The sequence below is a fragment of the Savagea faecisuis genome, from assembly GCF_042675605.1.
GTDB lineage: Bacteria > Bacillota > Bacilli > Bacillales_A > Planococcaceae > Savagea > Savagea faecisuis.
In genome coordinates, this window is record NZ_JBHTJF010000016.1 from 39,057 (window position 1) to 60,738 (window position 21,682).

Annotated in this window: 19 protein-coding genes; 5 read left to right on the plus strand and 14 right to left on the minus strand. The window is 38.0% G+C overall.

The genetic code is table 11. The annotated features are described in order from the left end of the window. Positions 1-89: 89 nt before the first annotated feature. From ACFQ0V_RS03915 to ACFQ0V_RS03955, 9 genes are all read right to left on the minus strand, one after another. Positions 90-2,327: a phage/plasmid primase, P4 family gene (locus tag ACFQ0V_RS03915; RefSeq protein ID WP_381009933.1), complete on the minus strand. Its 2,238-nt coding sequence runs from the start codon at positions 2,325-2,327 to the stop codon at positions 90-92. After that, on the minus strand, positions 2,324-2,725 hold the full coding sequence (locus tag ACFQ0V_RS03920; protein ID WP_381009936.1) for a DUF7768 domain-containing protein: 402 nt from the start codon (positions 2,723-2,725) through the stop codon (positions 2,324-2,326). Before ACFQ0V_RS03920 ends, ACFQ0V_RS03915 begins: the two co-directional genes overlap by 4 nt. Before the next feature lie 11 nt (positions 2,726-2,736). Further along, positions 2,737-4,689, minus strand: coding sequence for a DNA polymerase (locus ACFQ0V_RS03925; protein ID WP_381009939.1), 1,953 nt, complete (start codon positions 4,687-4,689; stop codon positions 2,737-2,739). After that, entirely contained in the window at positions 4,670-5,209 is a 540-nt protein-coding gene (locus ACFQ0V_RS03930) for a DUF2815 family protein (RefSeq protein WP_381009941.1), read from the minus strand. Before ACFQ0V_RS03930 ends, ACFQ0V_RS03925 begins: the two co-directional genes overlap by 20 nt. Then, positions 5,206-6,324, minus strand: a complete 1,119-nt coding sequence (locus tag ACFQ0V_RS03935) for a DUF2800 domain-containing protein (RefSeq protein WP_381009944.1) — start codon at positions 6,322-6,324, stop codon at positions 5,206-5,208. The genes ACFQ0V_RS03930 and ACFQ0V_RS03935 overlap by 4 nt, the downstream gene beginning before the upstream one ends. Next, entirely contained in the window at positions 6,321-6,677 is a 357-nt protein-coding gene (locus tag ACFQ0V_RS03940; protein WP_381009947.1) for an rRNA biogenesis protein rrp5, read from the minus strand. The genes ACFQ0V_RS03935 and ACFQ0V_RS03940 overlap by 4 nt, the downstream gene beginning before the upstream one ends. Positions 6,678-6,694: 17 nt before the next feature. After that, entirely contained in the window at positions 6,695-6,859 is a 165-nt protein-coding gene (locus tag ACFQ0V_RS03945) for a hypothetical protein (protein ID WP_381009949.1), read from the minus strand. An 85-nt stretch (positions 6,860-6,944) separates the two neighbouring features. Continuing rightward, on the minus strand, positions 6,945-7,640 hold the full coding sequence (locus ACFQ0V_RS03950; protein ID WP_381009952.1) for an antA/AntB antirepressor family protein: 696 nt from the start codon (positions 7,638-7,640) through the stop codon (positions 6,945-6,947). A gap of 76 nt (positions 7,641-7,716) precedes the next feature. Further along, entirely contained in the window at positions 7,717-8,163 is a 447-nt protein-coding gene (locus ACFQ0V_RS03955) for a sigma factor-like helix-turn-helix DNA-binding protein (protein ID WP_381009954.1), read from the minus strand. Positions 8,164-8,454: 291 nt separating this feature from the next. On the opposite strand from ACFQ0V_RS03955, the gene ACFQ0V_RS03960 reads away from it, so the two are divergent. Then, a complete protein-coding gene (locus ACFQ0V_RS03960; RefSeq protein WP_381009957.1) occupies positions 8,455-11,796 on the plus strand; it encodes an NACHT domain-containing protein in 3,342 nt (1,113 codons plus the stop codon). 330 nt (positions 11,797-12,126) lie between these two features. Here the strand turns inward: ACFQ0V_RS03960 and ACFQ0V_RS03965 are convergent, their stop codons facing one another. The 5 genes from ACFQ0V_RS03965 to ACFQ0V_RS03985 form a co-directional block, all read right to left on the minus strand. Further along, complete coding sequence (locus tag ACFQ0V_RS03965) at positions 12,127-12,300, minus strand: hypothetical protein (RefSeq protein WP_381009960.1); 174 nt, start codon at positions 12,298-12,300, stop codon at positions 12,127-12,129. Positions 12,301-12,501: 201 nt separating this feature from the next. Beyond that, positions 12,502-12,828, minus strand: coding sequence for a hypothetical protein (locus tag ACFQ0V_RS03970; RefSeq protein WP_381009962.1), 327 nt, complete (start codon positions 12,826-12,828; stop codon positions 12,502-12,504). 260 nt (positions 12,829-13,088) lie between these two features. After that, the gene (locus tag ACFQ0V_RS03975; protein ID WP_381009965.1) at positions 13,089-13,976 is read right to left on the minus strand and encodes a hypothetical protein; all 888 of its coding nucleotides are present in this window, start codon (positions 13,974-13,976) and stop codon (positions 13,089-13,091) included. A 176-nt stretch (positions 13,977-14,152) separates the two neighbouring features. Then, positions 14,153-14,638, minus strand: a complete 486-nt coding sequence (locus ACFQ0V_RS03980) for a hypothetical protein (RefSeq protein ID WP_381009967.1) — start codon at positions 14,636-14,638, stop codon at positions 14,153-14,155. A gap of 145 nt (positions 14,639-14,783) precedes the next feature. Further along, complete coding sequence (locus tag ACFQ0V_RS03985; protein ID WP_381009970.1) at positions 14,784-16,796, minus strand: hypothetical protein; 2,013 nt, start codon at positions 16,794-16,796, stop codon at positions 14,784-14,786. Between the two features lie 206 nt (positions 16,797-17,002). Here ACFQ0V_RS03985 and ACFQ0V_RS03990 point away from each other — a divergent pair, with 206 nt between their 5' ends. From ACFQ0V_RS03990 to ACFQ0V_RS04005, 4 genes are all read left to right on the plus strand, one after another. Continuing rightward, entirely contained in the window at positions 17,003-17,896 is an 894-nt protein-coding gene (locus tag ACFQ0V_RS03990) for a tyrosine-type recombinase/integrase (RefSeq protein ID WP_381009971.1), read from the plus strand. Continuing rightward, positions 17,893-18,342: a hypothetical protein gene (locus ACFQ0V_RS03995; protein WP_381009974.1), complete on the plus strand. Its 450-nt coding sequence runs from the start codon at positions 17,893-17,895 to the stop codon at positions 18,340-18,342. Before ACFQ0V_RS03990 ends, ACFQ0V_RS03995 begins: the two co-directional genes overlap by 4 nt. A 551-nt stretch (positions 18,343-18,893) precedes the next feature. Continuing rightward, positions 18,894-20,615, plus strand: a complete 1,722-nt coding sequence (locus tag ACFQ0V_RS04000) for a ribonuclease H1 domain-containing protein (RefSeq protein WP_381009976.1) — start codon at positions 18,894-18,896, stop codon at positions 20,613-20,615. A gap of 27 nt (positions 20,616-20,642) precedes the next feature. Then, positions 20,643-20,999 (plus strand): type II toxin-antitoxin system RnlB family antitoxin, encoded by a 357-nt coding sequence (locus ACFQ0V_RS04005; protein WP_381009978.1) that lies wholly within the window; start codon positions 20,643-20,645, stop codon positions 20,997-20,999. Positions 21,000-21,682 lie beyond the last annotated feature (683 nt).

The following is a 21,682-nucleotide window of genomic DNA, read 5'->3' on the forward strand; positions in this document are numbered from 1 at the left end:
GACACCCCTAGCCCTATCTTTTTATATATTTACTTTTTATCTATTACTATAAAAAAGTTATATATATAGGTGTCATCGAGTGTCACCTTTTAGTTAAATTCAGATTTTAATTGAAGTCCTAAGACCATTCTGCCGTGTTTTGTGCGCTTTCTTTCAAATCCTTCCCCTTCAAGTGCGGTATAAAATTCAGCGGTACTTCTCGCATATTCACCGACGCTCATACTAAAAGCTCGATATTCCTGGTACAACTCTCCAGACTTTTCCTCTAGCGTTTCCCCCACCTCACAACGTTCTGTGATGAAATGATGGAACCAGTCGTTGGCTTCTTTGTACTTTTGGATGGCATCCTGGACGACTTTCGGCTGTTTGATTTTATACCCATCCTGAATAACTTGTCCTGCTCCTTCTATGATCCACTGAAGGATTGCTCCACCTGCCTCATGAAAAAGGTAATCGGCATAGTTTTTGATGTCTGAGGAACCTTCGATTTTCGCTTGAAATGGAATCACAATCAGTCGTCTCCACGTTCCCGCATCGACCGCCCCTACTTTTGGGAGATGGTTTGTGTACAGTACAAGTGTGTGAGATGGGACAAACTTGAATGGATCTTTATACTTTTTCTCCGCATTAATTTCATCCGTTGAACTTAACTGCTTCACATTAGATGTATTGAGACGCATGCCTTCTTCTAGCTCTGCAGCAATCAACAGGCGCTTCCCCTTGGCTTCTGCAAGTTCTGGTTTTGCATTGCGTGAAAAGCCAACTGTTAAAATATCTGCTGAAATTGTGCCACTATAATTACCAAGCACCCGAGAGATAACATTCCAAAAGGTCGACTTTCCATTACGTCCGTCTCCATAGGCAATAATCATCGCTTCTACATATACTTTCCCAATGGTCGCAAGCCCAGCAACTTTTTGAACGTATTCAATTAATTCTTGGTCATCTTCAAAAAATACTTTTAAGGCATCTTGCCAAATATCTGCATTATCATCACTTGGATCAACTGCTGTCTGTTTCGTGATAAAATGCTCGTAATGATGTTCAAAGCGTTCGCCCGTTTTTAAATCTAGCGTATGTGACGGGGTATTTAGTAGAAATTCATCGCTATCAAGCGCACCAGGATAAATCTCAAGTCTTGTTTTCGCTTCTTTTGTCGTTGCATGAATAGCACGAGTATCTCCTCGCTTAACGGCATATTTCTTATAGTTTTCAGCTGTCAAGTACTGCCGATAAGCATGTGCTTGTGCTTTATTAAAAAGAGTGATGGCTTTTTTAGTTGGTAAACTTTCTAGTAAATCAAGTGCACCATTTTCTTTCATCTCGGCTCTTGCCTTTTTTAATAGACTCTCCGCTTCCTCCACTTGCCTTATAGCCAAATCTTGTGATAAGCCTTGTGCTTTTAAATCGGATTCTTCCCAGTAGCTTCCGTTATAAACGAGGTATTTCGTAGACGGGGAATAGCGCACCTTTGTCTCGTACTCCTGTACAAAAACCTCTGCTTGTCCAATATCTGAATACTCGGATGGCTTTAAAAGAAAATCCATATGATACTTTTCAGGCGGAATGTATCCTTCAAGAGAAGCTATTTTTCTACCAAACTTTAAAGCACTTTGCCAAATGAGCGCTAGTTCTTCATCGGGAAGTGGTGGTTCACAGAGAGCTGCTTTTTCATCGAACAATGCTTTTGCCTCATCTGTATCGCCGTATCGAATAATTACCCGACCTGCATAATGGCTCATCGTATTGTTGCGGCTACCTTCAGTGATTTTATCAAGGTCTGCATCCCATGCTTCAAAATCATCGATTAAAAATTCTGTGATGAGTTGGTCACCGTCATGGATAAGAATATCAGGGTGACTTACTCCAAAGATAAACCGAGCACTGTCGAGCGCATTGCGGTCAAAGAACGGGAACGTATCCGCAATTTTTGTTTTCAATTGCTTATATTCTTCGGCATCCGTGATGACCTCGGTTGGAAAATACACATGAAAACGTGGTCTTGCAGACAAATTCCCTTTTTGTTTCTGATGATTCCGACTGGAAACAACAACACAGGACACATTTGGAAAGGCGGTGGTGATGTCCGTCATGTCAATCCAGTCTTGTGGGTCATCGGAGTGATCGTTATCTAAATCCAACACTACATTGTCCGCTGCTAGAAAATTGGCACTTGAGCGTTGATGTTTATCAAATTCTGCACAGACATGGTCATAAGCAACTGCGTCTCGTAAACTATGTTCATCTGTAATGACGGCTTGATTAGAAAATGACAGACTATTTTCCCTTCCAACTGTTGGTGCTGTATATAAATGCATGGCTCTCATGGATGAATCTCCTCCATATCTGTTGTGAAATTTCGAATGGTTTTATTTTTACGTTTTGCCCGCGATAGTTCACGGGCCATTCCTTGTGAAAGCGTATCTCCAAAAATCCAAATCTCTTCACATCGATCGAGTAAAATTAAGTTCATTTTCATAGCGAGTTCTCTTTCTTGAACGTTGTCATCGTCCATAAACTGTGGAAAGAGAAGGTGGGGTGCAATTGGAATCGCACCCTTATATACTGCAAACCGTGAATATGTCCTTGCTCGTCCCACATTCGTTTCCACATCTCCACGATACGGGGAGCAAATATAAACAATAGGAAGATAAAGCATCTCCTTAATTGCTAAATAAGCAGTCGGGTCTGGATACCCTTTCGCATTAAAAAAATCATTTCGCATTGTTTTTCCTCCTAGTCTTTTTGATAAAATTCACAAGTAAATCCTTCAGCATCTAGCTGTAAATCTGGTGCCCATTTGGGACTTTGACCGATCAGATGATTCACTTCTTCTACGTTAGCTGAATGCTTCGGTACTTCTAAGACCACCTCATCATGGACGTGCATCACAATCTGAAAACCTGCATCACGGAGGCGTAACATGGCTTCTGCTAAAATATCTCTTGAAATGGCTTGAACGATATTCTCTACAAGCTTGCCCCCGTAACTTTCTGTTCGTTCCCACTTACGGCCAAGTCCGACATTTTCATACGTAATGGACTCCCCACCAAAGCGATTTATGCCCATACGAGGTTTTACGTAAGCAAGTCTTCTACCACTGGGCAACTGGATAAAAAGAAACCCTTTTTCATAGGAAAATATTAGACAACCAAAACGCTGCTTCGTCCTCGTTTGAATGACGTTTTTGGTAATACGGTCAATATCCCACCAAAGCCCGACAATGTTTGGGTTCGCATCTCGCCATGCATCAACAATTGGTTGGAGTTCATCTTCTTCAAGACCCATCTGGGTAGCTCCCATCGCTTTTAAAGCACCGACTGATCCGTTATAACCACAGGCCAGTTCAGCTATTTTCCCTTTCTGTCGCAAGTGTCCATTGACCCCATTCTTTTCAACAGGAACACCAAACATTTGACTTGCTGACTGACAGTAAATGTCCTCACCTCTTGAAAAGGCATCCATTCGCCACTGTTCCCCCGCAAGCCAGGAAAGGACTCTTGCTTCAATCGCTGAAAAGTCAGAGACGATAAAATGATGGCCCGCTTTTGGTACAAAGGCTGTACGGATAAGCTGAGAAAGAATATCTGACGGACTATCATATAAAAGTGCCACACTTTCTAAATCCCCTGCACGAATAAGATTTCTTGCCAGTTCTAAATCGGGTAAACTATTTCTTCTTAAGTTTTGGACTTGAATCAAGCGTCCTGCATACCTTCCCGTGCGGTTTGCGCCATAAAACTGGATGAGTCCTCTTGCACGGTTGTCGTCTCCTTTGACAGTTTCCATTGCTGTGTATTTTTTCACACTCGACTTTGATAACTCTTGCCTAAGCTCTAGCACTTCTTTGACAGAACCAGTTGCCGTTTCAAGTGCTTCTTCTACATGCTTTTTTGCCAAAGATTCCATGGCAAGCCCCTGCTCCCCGAGCCATGCTTTCAGCTGCATTGGAGAATTTGGGTTTTCAAGTCCTGTTAACTTTTTTGCTTTTGCCATGTTTTCTTCTTTCAACTTTTTATCTATACGAATCGCAGCATTTACAAGTACCGGATCAAGTGCAATCCCCCGGTCATTAATTTGTTGGTCAAGATGGTAATGTTCCCATTCCATCTCAGGCACTGGAAAAGGTGCTAGTTTCCCGTGAATGGCAAGTTCCGTTTCCACGTCTCGTTTGTTGTAAGCTTTAAATTGCTCCCATTTGACGGGGTCATGGTGAGGCAAGTTTCTTGTTCGACCATCATTCGTTTTTGTTGGTTTACATGGGATAGAAAAATAACGAATGAGAGCTTTTCCTTCTGCAAGTTTTTGTTTGTCTAACCCTAGTACTTTTCCAACACCCTCAAGTGATAAAGGAAGCCCTAGATAAGCTGACCAAACCATCGTGCAATACCAGGAATCAGGCGATAGTGTTTTACCTAAATAGCTTGATAAACACACTCGCTCGAAATTTGCATTAAATGCCCACTTCTCCACGTTTTCATCAAGCAGTGCCTGTGTGATATGTGTTGGGATATTCTCGTCATTTGCCAAATCGACTACTTCAACCGCTTCACCATCTACTGAATAAGCAAAGAGGAGGATAGAAAAATCCTCACACTTTGCGTACTTATACACACCGCTTTTCATCAAATCCACTGACGAAAACGTCTCAATATCAATGAACAAGCGCTTAGGATAAGAAGTCATCATCGGCTACACTCTTAAAATCATCATTTGCGCTGCTTCCTCCACCTAGTGGCTCGCCATCTTTGATTTTCTGGATGTTGCCAAGACCGCAAGCAATGCCTTTATTGCCATTCACATTAAAGGCATAAAATGTAATGGACACCCTCGCATAAACCCCACTGTAAACTTCCGAACGATCTAAGATGGGTTCGACATTGGTATCCACGATTTGCGGAGCGGTCAAAGAATTCGCATTCACGAAATACGCATCTTTATACACTGCATCGTCTTTTTCCACATCACCATCACGAAGCGGGAGTTTCAATGCACCTTTGTTTGGTTTCTTTCCTCCAAACTTCCCGATGCCTTGTTCGATTGCTGCCTCAATCGCTTTTTCGATTTTTTCAATTGTTTCCGTATCTTCTTTTGGAATGATAAGGGATACAGAGTACTTCTCTTTCCCACCTTGAATTGAATGTGGCTCCCACACATGTGCATAAGATAGTCTTACAGGATTTGTTACAACTTTTGTTTGATTTCTCATAGTTTTTTCGTCTCCTTTTTAAATTCCATATTGATTGTTTCAACTTCTGGTCGTTTATCACTACGTGCTGCTAGTGTTAATTTTCCTTTTGGTTTTTCAATATGATTGGCGAGTAATTCATGAAACGTTTCTTTACCAAGCAACTTTGTCATCGCTGTGATGCCCTTTAGTTTTTTCTCATAAGGGTCAAAACCTGCTGCTTGCACTACTTCCGCAACTGCATCTTCATTCGTATATTTCCGATTACTTCTGCCTTCCACAAGTTTTACAGACGTCCATTTCTGCCCGCCCATTGCACGTGCATAGGCATATGCTTTAATATCTTTTAACCAAGCCTCAATGAGATCAAGTTTTTGTAAGGCTTCATCTATTTCTTCATCCGATAACAATGAGGGCTGTTTAAATTCCGATTGTGCGATTTTGAGTGTTGCATTCGCACGTTCACGGCATTTATTTTTAATTGGGCAAAAGTGACACCAATCACCAGCTCGAAAGCTCCCATCACCATTGAAAGCAAGCTTTGATGTCGGGATGACCACCTCTTCTGCCCATTGATACAAGGCTTCTTTACTTATCTCAAATACTGAGACGTTTTCACGGCGTGGTTGGTAGATATGCACTACAACACGTTCAACGTCATAAATAGCATCAAATAGATGAAGCGCACCTAAGCCGTACAGTTTTAATTGCGGATTTTCAAAGGAATCTACCAAAATCCCTAACCCATGTTTGTAATCCACTACATGAAGCTCGTCCTCCGCAATGACGATACAATCAGCTGTTCCAAATGAACCTTCTGCAAAAGCCGACAAATCGAGTCTTTGTTCAATCCAAACGAGTGGGCTTGTTTTTGCGCCAATCAGTTCCATCACATAATTCGCATAACCTTCTGCACAATCTTCCATTTCTTTGTTGTAGAATGTGAGACTCGCAGTAGGATCTTTCGTTTGATAGCCTAGTAGCTTTTTCAATTTGTGTTCTCCTAATGCATGGGCTTCGATGCCTTCTTGTGCATATGGGCTTGTCCGATCTTGAGACGCTTCAGCAATTCGAGCAGACGGAGGACAATTCAGCCAACGTTCACTTGAAGAAGGGGATAATATGGCATGGCTCATGTGATTAGCCCCTCCACTTCATCCAACAATGCTTCGTATTTTGAAACATCAATTTCGGAAAGTTTACTGACTCCGAAGCTTTGAATCGCTTCCTTAACAGCTGCGGTATGCCCTGCCCGTGATTTTTCCGCGAGCACTTTTCGAACATCTTCTAAAGTTGGTTCATTTTTTGGAGTTGCATTTTTGCTTTTAGAAGCTTTACTTCTTACATCTACCTGAACAGCTTCCTCTTTTTTCTCGGCTTGTCCATCAATAGATTCATTGATCTCCATTGCCTGAACTAAAATTTCAATACTTTCCGCGAGTGACTTTAGATCACTTGCCACATCTAAAGCGAGTTTGATTTTACTCACCACCATCACGCTCCTTTCTATTTAGTTTTCTTATCAGCTTCCTTGTCTTTATGAAGCATCGACAATTGGTTTGCCAAACGTTTGGATACGATACTCATCGCAGTAAGCACACCTACCATTTCCGCCTGTAATTCTTTATCTGCCACTGCTTTCATGTTTTCGTCATCTTTTGTTTGATGCATATTCAGGTCACCTCCTTCCGCTAAATGGCCCTTCACTTACTAGCCAATGGGAACGATACTTTGGTAACCTAAAATTTCATTTTTTCTAAATTCCTTTCAACAGAAGACGGAAAGTTTCTCTGCCTTTAGGTGTAATCAGTGTTTGTGTTCCTACCCAGCCTGTTTTGTTGTTCTGAGCTTCTTTAATTTCAAATAGACCATTATTTTTCTCTGCATAAGGTTTTAACTGACCCTTTTGGTCCCGATACACATATTTCTTTTTAATTAGAAACTGAATAAACACTTTTTCCTTCACCTTTAATGCTTTGGCAGTATCTCTGAAATTAGTTAATAGATTTCTGTCTACCAACTCATCAAAATACTCTGCCTTTGGTAACATACTTGTGTTATCTGCGAGTAGTCTTGAGTTTTCCAATTTTAATTCCTGGATGGTTACATCTGCCATCTTAATGGCTCTTGACATAATCATCTCTGGTGTATTCCATGCTTTTTCGATTTCAAGGAAATACAGCCTTGCTTGTTTTCCCCTTTCAGTTCTTTGAAGCATACACAATTCTTTAGCCATTGGAATCGTCAGTTGATGGTCAGTTGACGGTCTGCCACCAGTATTCTGGGTTTTACTCAAAATAGAGTAAAAGTCTACACCTTCTGAAAAACCATATGCACACATTCTCTTAAACCAATCGTTGTACCGGGTTTCGACCTTTAAAAACTCATGCAAATCCCTACCCGATACAAGTGGTTCACTTTTGCTGAAATCAACTTTTACTAATTCATTCATTGATACGTCACCTCGTCCTATTTGATAGGGAAAGTTCCCTTCACCTCTTAGCCAATGGGAAGAGTAGTTTGGTAACCTAAAATTTAAAAAACTTTTTTAGTTTCTTTATAATCGCATTTCTTCTCTTTAAAACAGTCACATGGGAAGCATTGATTTTCTTTCCAGCTTCACGTGTTGTGAGCTCTTGGTAGAAAAGATAATCAATCAATTGTTTTTCTTGTTCATTCAACACTTCCATCGCTTCCTGCAGAATAAGGAGCATCGCCTTGTGCTCGATTATCCCTTCAACCGAATCCTCTGTATTAAAATCTTGGCCGATATCCATTAAGCGCTGAATGGAATCCTCCTTACTTGGCACAAAAGTCACTTCTTCCTTTTCCATATCCACATCGATCCGACCAAGCTTTACATCACTTTCTAGGTATCTCTCCCGGCGCTTCATTTTGTAATATTTCGTTTGAAGTTCTTCGGTGACAGGTATTTTTTGACCACTGACTGTAATGTATTTTTGTTCGTTTGACATAAAAATGCCCCTCTCTCTCGGGGAGAAAAGGGCATAACTATCAGCCGAAAAACTCACCATTTTTTTAAAAAACGGGAGCCTTTCAGCTGCTTCATTAAATTCGTAATGTGTTAAACTTGATTTAGTAGGAATTACTAGAGCTAGGTTCATTTACAAAAAAATAAAACTGGTATCAGAGTTCCTAATACCAGTTTAGATTCAAATGGAATTGCTTCGTAATTGAGCGTCAGTTACTTCTTGCTTGCAGGTAGTTGCAAGTAGTTGCTTATGAGTTGCAAGGAGGGGGAAAAAGTGAAAAGACTTTGTTTTGGAACATTTGCACATGTTCTTCGCATGTGTAAATTGGATAATATAACTAATACGGAACTTGTAGGAACGTTGACACGGACAGTAGACCCAAATTGCCAGTATATAAATAAAGACAATGCCTCAGCTGTATCACACTTACTCAGTTGTAATAGAGATCTTTCAAGAGGGAATATTACCAACGGTGGAAGCGGCGCCGCGAGAAAGCCAGGTGAAAGTGTAAGCAATGTCATAAATGCTTCACATAAAGCAAACAAAGACGATGTCGTTCAGAAGTTTCGGGAAAGCGTAGTGTGTTTGATAGACGAAGATAAAAAAGAGAAAGCCGTACTTGCCCTAATTGAAATTATTGAAGAAGACGCAATTCTTGATGGTGAAAAGAGACTGAGTTTTGAAAAATATATGGGGCGAACAAAAAAAGCCCTGCTTTTACAGGACGTTTTTGCTTTGGATGATTTTTTAGCTGGTATTTTCCTTTATACAGTAGCTGCAGGGGTCGATAACAGGGTAGGTAAGGAGACGGTAAAGGGTATCACTCTTGAATACATAAATGGGTTAACTAATACTAGGAATGTCAAAGTCATTAATGAAACCGCGGAAGATATATCATCAACTGAAGAGGCGGTAGAATCGCTAGAGGTTCAATTAGATGAGTGCCTTGAGCCCCTCTACTTTGATGAAGAATTTGACGGCCAAATTATATTACTAGATCGCTATTTACGCCGTTTAAATAACATCCTTATCAGTAAGGTTGAAAATGACACCGACTACGATTTATTCGTTGGTACGCTATATGAGGCGGTTAAACGAGGTAAGGAAATAAAAAGTGCAGAAGGCGAATTAAAAAACTTTATTGACGATATGTCACTATTAGCGGAAGAATGGTCAGCCACAACAGAAAATACTGAAGAAGATATTAATGAAAACAACAGAACCCTTTCTGATGTATTTGAAAGTATTGAAACTGCGATTTTTGAGTACCTTGATTTTCGTCAAGACTATTTGCTTGAAAGAAAATTTTCATTATCTCAAAACGCTACACCCCAAGAGCGCATGCTTGCAATATTCAAACAATCTATTTCTGATTATCGCATTTACGATTTTGCCTATACAGACCCATGTATATCGTTATCATGGATTTTGGAGTTAGATGCGGAATATTTTTCAGACGTTGTTAAAGATAAGATATTAAAACCATTTGCCCATATTCAAAAGGATTCGCTTTATTTGAATATAAACGAGTTTGTACAGTCCCTGGAATCGTACAATTCGTACTTATCAAATAATATGTATCCTTTGGATAATCGTCTGTTTATTCCGATACACCGGGAGAACAACATTGAACTGGCCGCTGAGTTTCAAGATACGACCGTAAGATATCGTAAGGAGTTAAATCGTATTTTTGGTGAAATAACGAATGGGGAAACCTTGTTCATTTATGACGTTATTGATGAAAGCAGCTATTTTACACCTTTCTTAAAATATCTATCTGCTATAAAAAAAAGTTATAAAAAATTGAAAACGTTACTTTACGATAAAACCCCTAGGGATTTCTATAACTTTTATGTATGCAATGATTTAAAATACAACGAAACAATCCTTGAAAATATTAACGTAAATAAAATTTGCTCGGTTTCAAATTTTGTTCTTATCACTGGTATGGGAGGCCTTGGTAAGTCTATGATGATGCGCCATCTACTTCTAGACGCTGTTGATTCATATAATGATTTAAGACTTTTACCTATTTTCATCCCGTTAAAAGATTACTATGAGGCTACGAATGATTTGTATGATTATGTATATTCGAAAGTAAAGCAGTTCGATGGAAGTATTACATCTGAACAATTAATAGAGGCACTCGTGAATGGATCATGTCTTTTAATTTTTGATGGAATTGATGAGATTAAATCGGATAATATTTCACAACTGGTTCAGGACCTGGAAAAGTTTTCAAGTCATTATTCTAAAAGCTATTATGTTCTCTCATCTAGACCATTTCAGCAGTCAATTGCCCTCAGTAACTTTAGTGAACTTGAACTTCAGCCATTTAATAAAAAGCAGGCCCTAAAAATGATAAGTAATTTTGACTTCAGTGCTGAGGAACAAATAATAAAAGATAAATTTTACGAACAGTTGGATGGCGAGTTATATGACAGCCATATAGAATTTGCGGAGAATCCCTTGCTTCTGACCATTATGCTTATGACTTTTGAAGAATACGCGGAAGTTCCATCAAAAATTTATAAATTTTATGAGATGGCTTTTGAGACACTCCTTCGAAAGCATGATGATACGAAATTATTGAAACGCGATCTTAAAACTAACGTTTCTTCGGACGTCATTGTCGACTATTTTGCAAAAATTTGTTTCTTATCATACAAGGATGAAAAATATGAAATGACTGAAAGTGAATTTTGTAACTACTTGGAGCGTTGCCAGAAAAGTGCGCCTGTAAAAATTAATGCACATGATTATCTATATGACCTTAGTAATAATCTATGTTTGTTGATTCCTGAAGGTGGCAAATATTATTTTCTTCATCGTTCATTCCAAGAATACTTCTGTGCTAGAAATCTTAAAAGCCATTTTGAGAAGGTCTCCACAAATAAAAAAGAAAGTATGTCTGCTGGACTGATTAAATTCTTTGATCGTCCCTATAGTAGTGATGATACAGTGTTGGATATGCTTCATGATATGATTCCTGAAAAAGTGGAGGAGTATATTCTTATCCCATTTTTAGAAGGCTTACTTGACGAGACCTTATCTGACGATAATGCTTTTTGGGATTTTTTAATTAAGATGCATCCGAAACTTAGGATATGGAGCGAACATCACGAAATCATCGACTATGATGATGAAACGGACGAAAGTTATGATGAATCTTACTATGATTTCAGTATTGATGACAATGGAGCATTTTTGGCAAATTCAAAGTTATATTTTTTCATTATTGATACACTGATTCAGTTCGACTTGGATGAAACCACGTATTATGATAACGGAGAAATTATGAATATGGTTCCAAGGATACTTGAAGAGTTCAATAAAATAGAAGAGGACGAAGTAGGCCAACACAGTTCAGTTTATAGTGAATTAGGCAACACGGACTTTGTTGAATTTTCAACCTTTACAAAATTCGATAATGATTATTGGTTCTCATTAGAAAAAATACGAGAAAATGCCGAAAGGCATCCTATCTTACTATCGCTAATCAATAATAAGGATTTCTTATATAGAAGAGTATTTGACGTTCTAAGAGACTATTTGCACAACTTGAAAAAGACGCAACAAACCGTAGACGATGAATGGATAGAAGATTTTATTTAGAAATCAAAAAAAGCAATCACGCTACCAGGTAGCAATTAAACTACTTGATAGCGTGATTTACTTTATATTTTTATAGTTATTCAGACCCCATCACCAACGTTATTTGACAAAGGTCCGCTATAAAAAGAAACAGCCAACCATCCCGAAGGACAATCGACTGCTTCTATTCATACCATTCCTAACACAAATATGACAAATTATCTGAAGAGTGTCGGTGCCTGGTACCCGATATTTGCTAAGTTCTTCAATGCTCATTACCTCACCCCCTCTCCACCCACAATCCTACCAAAGCAAAAAAGAAAGAACCAACCCGAAGGCCGGTTCTATCATTCATCGAATTTGAATCGCCAAGCCTTCCAACTGATTGATGTCCAAAGACGTTGCAATTCCGCTTTCCATGCTTTTCATCACTTCTTGTTCTTCCGCTGCACTTAGTTTGGCATCCAGTTGATGAATCACCCGATCCAATGAAGCTAATCCCTTCCACTGTCTGTTCTCAATCAACTGCTCTGCAACCTATCTGTTTTCGCTCTGAAGACAGATTCTATGCACCCAAGAGGGACAATACTGCTAACAGCAAAGAAAAAGCCCTGCAGAGAGATTTCTCTCCACAAGGCTTCCTATTTACCAAGATCATTCATTCGACAAAGTTCGACATATTTCGGGAAGTGACAGGCACGGGAAATTTAATTAGACACTATGTTCTTATGCCTTTTTATTATATTTAGGCCGATATGCTAATATAAATGTAGACTCAAGAGTCTGTCTCGCAATATTATCAATGCACTCGTCTAACTTAATAATATGAATTTTATTAGACAATTTAAACCATTCTTTCTCAGTGTGCTTTGGAGTATTTGTATAACATCTGTCTTTTAAGGATGCACATGATTCCCCGATATATAAGCACTCATTACCGTTATAAAATAGGTAAATGATATGACTGACTGAGATATCTTCTTTAAATTTCTTTTTTATTTTTTGGTTATTATTTATTTCAGAATAGTTATATGCTACAGTTTTTAATTCCATTTTGAATCTCCTTCCAGAAATGTAACTAATTCTATTTTACATGTTTAGAAGAATCAAGTACAGAAGAGAAGTATGATTAATCAATTGATAAAATATGTGATGAATGGGTTGTAAATCTTCTATAATATCCCCTTATATCAAAATAGGCAGAAAGAAAAGCCCGCAGAGATGTTATTCTCCACAGGACTTCACTATTTGTCAAGAACGTTCGTTCAACAATGTTCGGGAGGTGACAGGCACCAGAACCTTTAAATGACTAACTATACCTTTTGCACACCAAGCTGTTTCATCAGTCCATCATTCATAACTAATGTCGCTTGGACACCTTCTTGTACAGGGGTATGCTGGTGTTCTATTTGTTTTGTATACTGAAGGATCAGTCGGTCTAAATGAAACAATCCATTCCAATTTGGTGTGATTAGTAATTTTTCTAGTACTTCTTCTTCATATTCAGTTGGGATGTTAGCTAGATGTTGAAGAGGTAGGCTGTCTAGTTGTTCGATTAGTTCACTTGATTCCTTTACCTCTTTTAGTGCTTTAACTCGTTGCTCTAAAGTCTGTGTTAGCTCCTGAACAACGTCTATTGATGCATTCTTACCATATTGATCTAGTACATCTGCAATGACAGAATCACGTCCTGCTTTGCCTAAATTGATGAAAGTATCACCAGCTTCTTCGACTGCCTTCTCCATTAATACTTCAGCGTCAGTCATTTGTACTTCTTCAACTTGTTCTGATGGCAACGATTCTACTAATGTTTCAAGCTCTAGTTTTAGTTCGTTTTTCAGTGGGCTTGTCTGACACGGTGCAATCAATCTCAGTAACTTCTGTGCCTCTTCCTTCGTTTGAACATCTTCAAGCCCTTGTTGGACTTTATCCAAACGCTCCAACCAGTCAATCCGCATCAGCACTTCTTCTTTTTCATCCACTAATAAACGAAGCTCCTTTGCATCGTCCTCAATCGTGTTTAAGACTTCTCTATCTATCGTCAATGATACTTCCAATGTTATTAAACGTTCATTCAAGTCATTATATAATTTTCCTTCATCTGCACTTTCCGTGAAGGTATATTGTATCTTCTCATCTACCAGTAGCGGCTCAAATCCTGCCACAGCACTGCTCCCGGGTAATGTTGAAAAATCATACATATTTTAGCCTCCTAGCATACAAGCTACATCTATTATACAGTACCTGAGCATATAAAAAAAGAATAGCCCGTGCAAGATTTCTTACACATAGAATCTTTCCATTAACCCTACACCACGTTCCAATCCTTTCATTTTCACCAAATTGTATCTGTACTGGGTGTTCCTCAACTTAACAATTAATCCGCCAACTTCCATTCATCTTCTACTTTTACAACTTTCCATGACTGTTTGGCATCTTCTAACGTTTGTTCTTCCTGCTCAACCCAATAAACGATTGCTTCTGTTTCACTCGTTTCTTCAACTTTCATTGTCTTCATAATTGTTTCGATGTCCTCCGTGCCAAATGAATCGACTAAACTAGATCCTTGTCTAAAGCTATCAAATACCTCTTCTGATACTGCCTTGTCTGGATTTGCATGAAGCGATACATAATCTTGATAGCCATCATTTCTGTAGTACAAAATTGTTAAGTAGTCCTGAAGCAATGACAATCTACCATCTTCAAGATCCACCTTTTCTACCTCAATCGGTTCTTTCACTTCTTCTACAACTTCTTTTTCATTGACTACTTCATCTTGTTTCGACTCATCCTCTGTATTTGAACATGCTGTTAAGGATAATATGCCAAACAATAAGGCTCCTGCAATTAGCTTACGCTTCATAGTACTCTACTCCTTTTAATTCCACTTTCTAAAATTATAAATCCAATAAGATATATTAAAAATAAAAAAATAGCCAACTACCACAAAGGCAATTGGCTATGTAAATTTTTAATCAAATAACTAGTTTACAATTTATTAATATGATTTATTGTAAACCATTAAGGACTGTACGGATTGCAGAAATTGAACTGAATTTTGGTGATACTTCAGAACCATCTTCTTTGAATGTTAAAGTTGCATAGAATGCTTCTGCAACTAAAGTATCATTAGCTGTTACAGTATAAGTAGTAGTACCAGCATCATATGAACCAGTTATTGATTCGTGACCAACACGAATTAAAGCTTCTGCAACTGTAGTTAAATCAGTAGTAGCTGGATCTGCAGTTAAAGCATTCACTAATCCGATTGCTGCTGTACGTTCAGTTGTTGCATTACTAACAACAGTTACTACATCTGTAGCAGTAGTGTCAGTTGTATCAAATTTTGCAGTTGGTACATTTTCTAATACATATTCAGCGATGAAGATACGGTCAGCTGAAGTAACATTTAAGTATGCTGATAATAAACCTTGGTCAGCTAATGTATCTAAAGCTGTTTTTACTTGTGCAGCTGTTGTTGCTGAATTGATTGATTTAATTGCAGTTAATACTGCTACATCATCGTTTACAGCTTGAACAGCAGCTTTAACATCTTTTACAGTTTTAGCATTATCACCAGTTGCATCAGCTGTAATTCCAGAGATATCAGAATTTGTATCTGTTACATATGCTTCTGCGTTTGCAGATACTACATTGTCGATACCAAATACATTAAGCTTAGTAATGATAGTAGATTTTGTTGCGTTTTGAACTTCATCAACGTTAACTGCATCTACTAATGCTTGTGCTTCATCCTTATCAGTTACCACAGTATAATCAGCTGTGTTATCAGAGTTAGCATCAAATGCTAGATAAGCATCTTTATTAGTATCCGCTACTTGTTTAACACCAAGGTTATTTAAAGCTGTTACTAATTCAGCAGCTGTTGTTGCTCCAGTAACTTTTGTTACTAATTTACCAGCCTCTACGTCATTAACACCAGTTGTAGCGCCAAATAGGATAGCCTCTACTTCAGAAACTTCATCTTTTTTGGTTGCATCAGTTTCATCTTTAAGAGCTTTAATATAAGCTTTTCCGTTAGCATCGACATAGTCATCCATGTCTAATGTTGTAGGGTTATCAATTAAATCAGCTAAAGCTGCTAATTTGTTTTTGAAAGCTGATGGAGTTGTTGCTTCCAATACTTCTACTAAAGCTAGTTGTTCATTAATATCATCAATATCCGTATCGAATTGGGAAGTTTCATAATTGCCATTTTCATCAACTGTAGCATATGCTTCAATTAATGCTTTTGAATCTGTTAAATCTTTTTTAACAATTCCAGTTGTAGTAATGTTGTCAGCTACTAAGTGATCATTTAGAGCGTTAATTACACCTTGAACATCATCCAAATCATTTGCCGTTGTAATTGTATCTAGTCCAACTTCGTTGCCAGTAATTGAACTGTCGCCATCAGCATCAAAACCAGCCATATACTCGGCTACCCAGTCACTGTTAAGAGGTGCAATACCTGCATCTTCTAGTGCTTGAAGTGTTGTGATTTGGTTTGTGTCAGCAACAGCATCTACGATTGCTTCAACTAAAGCCTCTTCTTCTTCAGCACTAACAGCATCAGCATTTACATCATTAACTAGCTTTTGTACATCTTCAACTGTTAAGTCTTCTGCAGTAACAGTTCCAACTAATTTTTGTTGCTCTGTGAAGTAAGCAGGTATATTAGCTGAATCAACATTTTCAATTCCTAAAGCAACAAGTGCTGCATTTAGTTCAAGTTGATTAGATGCACTTAGGAAGTCTGAAAGATTGTTAAACAGGTCTAGGTCATACTCTACACCATTAACAGTCCATACTCCTACTAAATCATCAGAGTCAACAGCTGTAACAAATTCAAATTCAGCCGTTGTATCTCCTGCCGCTATATCAAGAGACTTAACCTCAACGACTTCACCATCTGCATTTTTAACTTCTACTGTTTGGTCTAGCATATCTTCTTCTGGTGCTGTTGCAAATTCAACAGTTACATAATTAGCGTTAATCGCACTTATAAAAAAATTAGCCAATACTTTGAAGATTCGGTGATTTTTTAGGTAAGTGTGGAATGTAGGGATTTTGAGGGTTAATTTTTAGTTTTGGGAATTGTTTTTCAGAATATTCTTTTGGCTGTTGCCTTTTTATTTTAAAGTTTTTATAATAAGAACAAACGTTCCTTTTGGATTTAAGTTCGATTTCATTGCTTTTTGTTACGATACTGAAGAGGTGATGGAAAGTGAAAGTGTTATGTTATCGAGAGGCGATGGAGATGTTCGATGAGTGGTTACGTTTGAGACAGTTGAGCATGGAGACGGTTCGAGGTTATGGGATTGATGTGAGACAGTTTTATGAGTGGCGTTCGCGGAAGTGGAATGCACCGATTAATGTGTGCGCTTTGGAGAGTCGTCATTTTGAAGGGTACATTGCTTATTTAATGTCAGAGCGAGCTTGTCAGCCACGTTCAGTGAATCGAAAGTTGAATGCACTTTCTACTTTTTTTGAGTGTTTAATTTTGAAAGATTGGATGACGCACAATCCGATGGAGAAAGTGATGCGTTTGAAAGTTGTGGAAGATGAGCGAACGTATTTGACGGCGGAAGAGGTAGATCGTTTGCTGCGTCATGTCGATCATCCTGTCGTGTATTATTTTTTACGGACGATGGCTTTTACAGGAATGCGTGTGAGTGAGTGTATGCATTTGAAATTGGAACATTTAGATTTGGAACAGCAATCTTTGCTTGTCTATCAAGGAAAGGGTGGGAAAAGTCGTCGTATCCCTCTCAACGATGAAATTACAGAAGATTTAATATATTATTTGAATTATGTGCGACCGCTCGTGTCGACCCCGTATGTCTTCGCTTTTCGCCGAACCGGGCAAGTGAGTCGGCAGTCGATTAATAATCATTTGAAGCGTGCGAAGGAGAGAGCAGGTATTGATAAAGATGTGACGAGTCATATGTTGAGGCATTCTTTTGCGAGTTATCTTATTACGAAAGGTGTGCATGTGGCGGTCATTCAAAAATTGTTAGGTCATGCGAATTTACGGACGACTTCTACTTATTTACATGTCGATCAACAAGAGTTAATTGAAGCGATTCAACAAGTCGATTATGAAGGAGTGGAACGATGAGCTTACAAAAAACCGCTTGGCGTATTGCGCGACAGTTCGAGGAAGGCATTTCGTTAGCGCTCATTTTAGAAGAGCATGGATTTGAAAATGTCTCGGCATTAGGTGAGTGGATGGCGCAGCAGTCGTTCCGATGGAATGTCGAGAAGCATCGTTATGAGAGAGTAGAACATTTAGATTTATCGGCTTTTGAATTTGATCAACCTTCTACACAACAGCGTTTGAATGAACATGAATTGTTTCATGGATTAGAAGAACATTTAGGGATGATGCGAAAAATGTTACAAGGAGCTTTTCCCGTACAGCTAACGGCTACCGTTCGGCATGATATGTTGAACTATTGTGAGCGCCATGGGTATACGGCAGATGAATATATCGAACGTGCGATTGTCGAACAGCTGAAGCGTGACCGAATGGAAAAGAAGAATCGTGATATCGATAAAGAGTAATCACTTGCTCAGTTGGCTCGGATAGAGTTTTTATTTTTTGTGATAGAATAAATTTCATAATTGATAATTTTGAAAATATGTAAAGTGACCCTTGGATAATTTTCAGGATTTTTTAAGCCACTTGTAACGATTGTTGTTCGATTGCTACTTTGATTCGATTCGCTATTATTTTGAGGTGTTATAAACAAACATCACTAATTGAAAGTGCAGTCGTTTTTTTCATTTAACATCTAGTTGCAGCGTTATGTACTTTATCTTGTCATAACTCTTTACTTCTATTTTGCAATATACACGTTTCCTACTTGCCAAATACACTGTAAGATGTATTTCCGTTGCAAACAAAAGAAACTTCCAGTATAATTATGAGAACTGAAATTAAATTCGACTTACTTTATTCCCTTAACCCTATGTGCCTGAGCAACTGGTTTTCTTGAATAGAAAGGCTGGTTGTTTATTTAGTTTATTGATAGATTTTCTTGACTTTTCATTCTTTAGGCACTTCTTCGTAGAGTAATACTTATAAATATGTGCTTACAGGAGTGGTGATTAATGTGGCAAAAAAATATTATGCTGTAAAACAGGGAAAGAAAACTGGAATCTTTACTAATTGGGATGAATGTAAACAAAATGTGCACGGCTATCCAGGTGCTAAATATAAAAGCTTTACAAATAAAATAGAGGCTGAAAACTATCTGAATGGTATTCAAGAAGACGAAATCGAAAAAGTTCAAATAGGGGAATCTGATTCTGAAGTCGTAGCTTACGTGGATGGTAGTTTCAATGAGGAGAGCAATGAATTTTCTTATGGAGCAGTGATCTTCTACGAAGGAGAACAGCTACACTTCAACGAAAAGTTTAATGATCCAGAACTTGTTTCGATGAGAAATGTTGCTGGAGAAATCAAAGGTTCTGAAAAGGCGATGGCATTTGCGATTGAACAAGGCGCCAAGGCTCTTTCTATTCACTATGATTACGAAGGAATTGCAAAATGGTGTACAGGTGAATGGAAGGCAAATAAATCAGGAACCATTTCCTATAAAAAATATTACGATAAAATTAAAAAAGATGTAGAAATACGGTTCGTTAAAGTAAAAAGCCATTCGGGCGACGAGTTTAATGACTTGGCTGATAAGTTGGCAAAAGAAGCATTTTTGCAAGTGGGGTATGGGGGTGATACTGTGGAGACAACATCTAAAAGAACAAAAAAGGTGGGTATCTATGTAGAACCTACTGAGTTAGAAAAATTAATCATATCGGCAGGTGCTGATTTATGGGATGATTTTTGCTTTAAAGCTTTAGAAAATAAAGGAAACCTTATCAAATGTAGCTTCACGGTGAATGATAAACCATGCTCTCTAAACTTTTTTAGCAAAAAAAATGGAACAACTACGATGAGTCCATCCGGGAAAAACACAGAATATTCATCACTACTTAAGGATCGAATTATCGAAAAAAGCGAGTATAAAGACACGGGTATTTCTAAGCAGCATTCGTTGGTAATTACTAAAGAGTGGGCATATAAACTGGTGGACTTTTTAGAAGGAATAGAGGATATTAAGAAAGAATGCATTTCTCATACTAATCCACAATATGTTCAGTGTAAGTTCGAAAGCGTTAGAGGTGACAGACTAAATATAAATATTTATGACACGGGTAAAGTTGTTCTACAAGGAAAACCAGCTTACCTTTACACTGAAGCGATGTCTTTTTTATCCTACTGCCCAGAAGTCAGTATAAAAGATGTTGTAGAAGCCAATAATACGTTCCATGATGTGGATATTAAGGTTGAGGATACACATACAGAGCTACATAAACTTATGCCGAATGCTTATAAAAACCTTGATAACACGCTATTTAAGCTTTTATCACCCTCTATTTCACTAAAAAAGGTTAGTGTGGAGTTGGAGGATTATTCATGCTACGCTTTTCCTGCTTTACGGGCTTTGGAAGGATATTTAATGCAGATATTTAGTATAGAAGGAATAGCGATCGGGCATAAGTATGGAGAGCAGTGTGGGAGTCATTTTAGATATGTACAACAAAAGGATTTGTACGTTTTGAAAGGAAGAACTGTAAAAGTTTTGTCTAATCCTAAAAGCAGAGGCGTAATAGAAGAAGTATACAATTATATTAATAAAAATCGTCATACACTGTTTCATTCGGAACAAATTCTAATAACCAGCCGAATTTTAGAGAATAAGCTGGAAGCAGACCAAATTGTAAATGAAGTAATCGATATGATTGAACGCACATATTCGTATCTTACTGCATAAAATAACTGAGGGAGAAGGTGGTTTATTATGGCTGATTTCAATGTGATACAACTTAATAATTCCCCATATGACTATTTGTTGATTGCAACAAGTTTTCGTAGCTCCCTCAGCGATTTGGCAAAGCTAAATAACGTGGTGAGCATAGAACGGGGCAAAGTTCTATTTGATTTCATGTTGATTCATGGAAATAAAAAAAATCGCTTTGTAGAATGCAGTGTAATTAATGCTGCTTGCGAAAGACAAACAATTAAAGTTGCAGAGCAAGTGGACGATGAAATTCGTAAAACGAGCTCATTGTATTTTAGGGAAAATGAACAACTTATTAAAAATAGTGTCTTGCCAAAAGCGCTTCAGTACCTAATTACAACTGGCGATGTAATTTAACTGTTGGAAGAAAAGGATAGTACCCGGGTGCCTCTGGTTAAGCCCTATGAAAATGGATATGACATTCTAAGGCGAATTGTTCCACTAAGCACTTGCTGAATACATAGCTAGAAAGGTGATGAAGATACATATCCAAGTCTCATCTAGCTATGTTTTTTTGGAAAAGATGAATATTTAGGTAGAGCAATCAGGATGGCGAATAAATCGCATAACGTGATAAAATTATCGACATAAGTGTCCACAGTTGAGCTGATTCGTAAAGGATTAGCTCTACTTTTTCTTATTTTTAGATATCTGAAAATTCAATTTATTTTTGGTGCAAATTGGATTTTTGAGCAGTAGTTTAAAAATTGATAGCTATCGTTTTTGAAAACGTGGTGAAAGATTTTCTTTTCGAGTCTCGTCATATAACGGAATGCTTTACTTTGTTGAAAAGCATTTCTTTTTTTAATGTTCGCAAATGATGCCATATTTTGAAGTGACGTCTTCTTTTCTTGTTTGTCCTTGAGAACGTGGCAACTGTTCGTTACGTACAGATGATTGGAAACAATCATCAACGATAGTATACAATAATATCAGATACGGGGAACTTACGTAATTCCTAAAATTCGTTAAAGAGATTCAACAATCAAGAAGAACTAGCCTTCGGGTAAGTTCTTTCTTTTTCACTTAGGTAGAGCGAT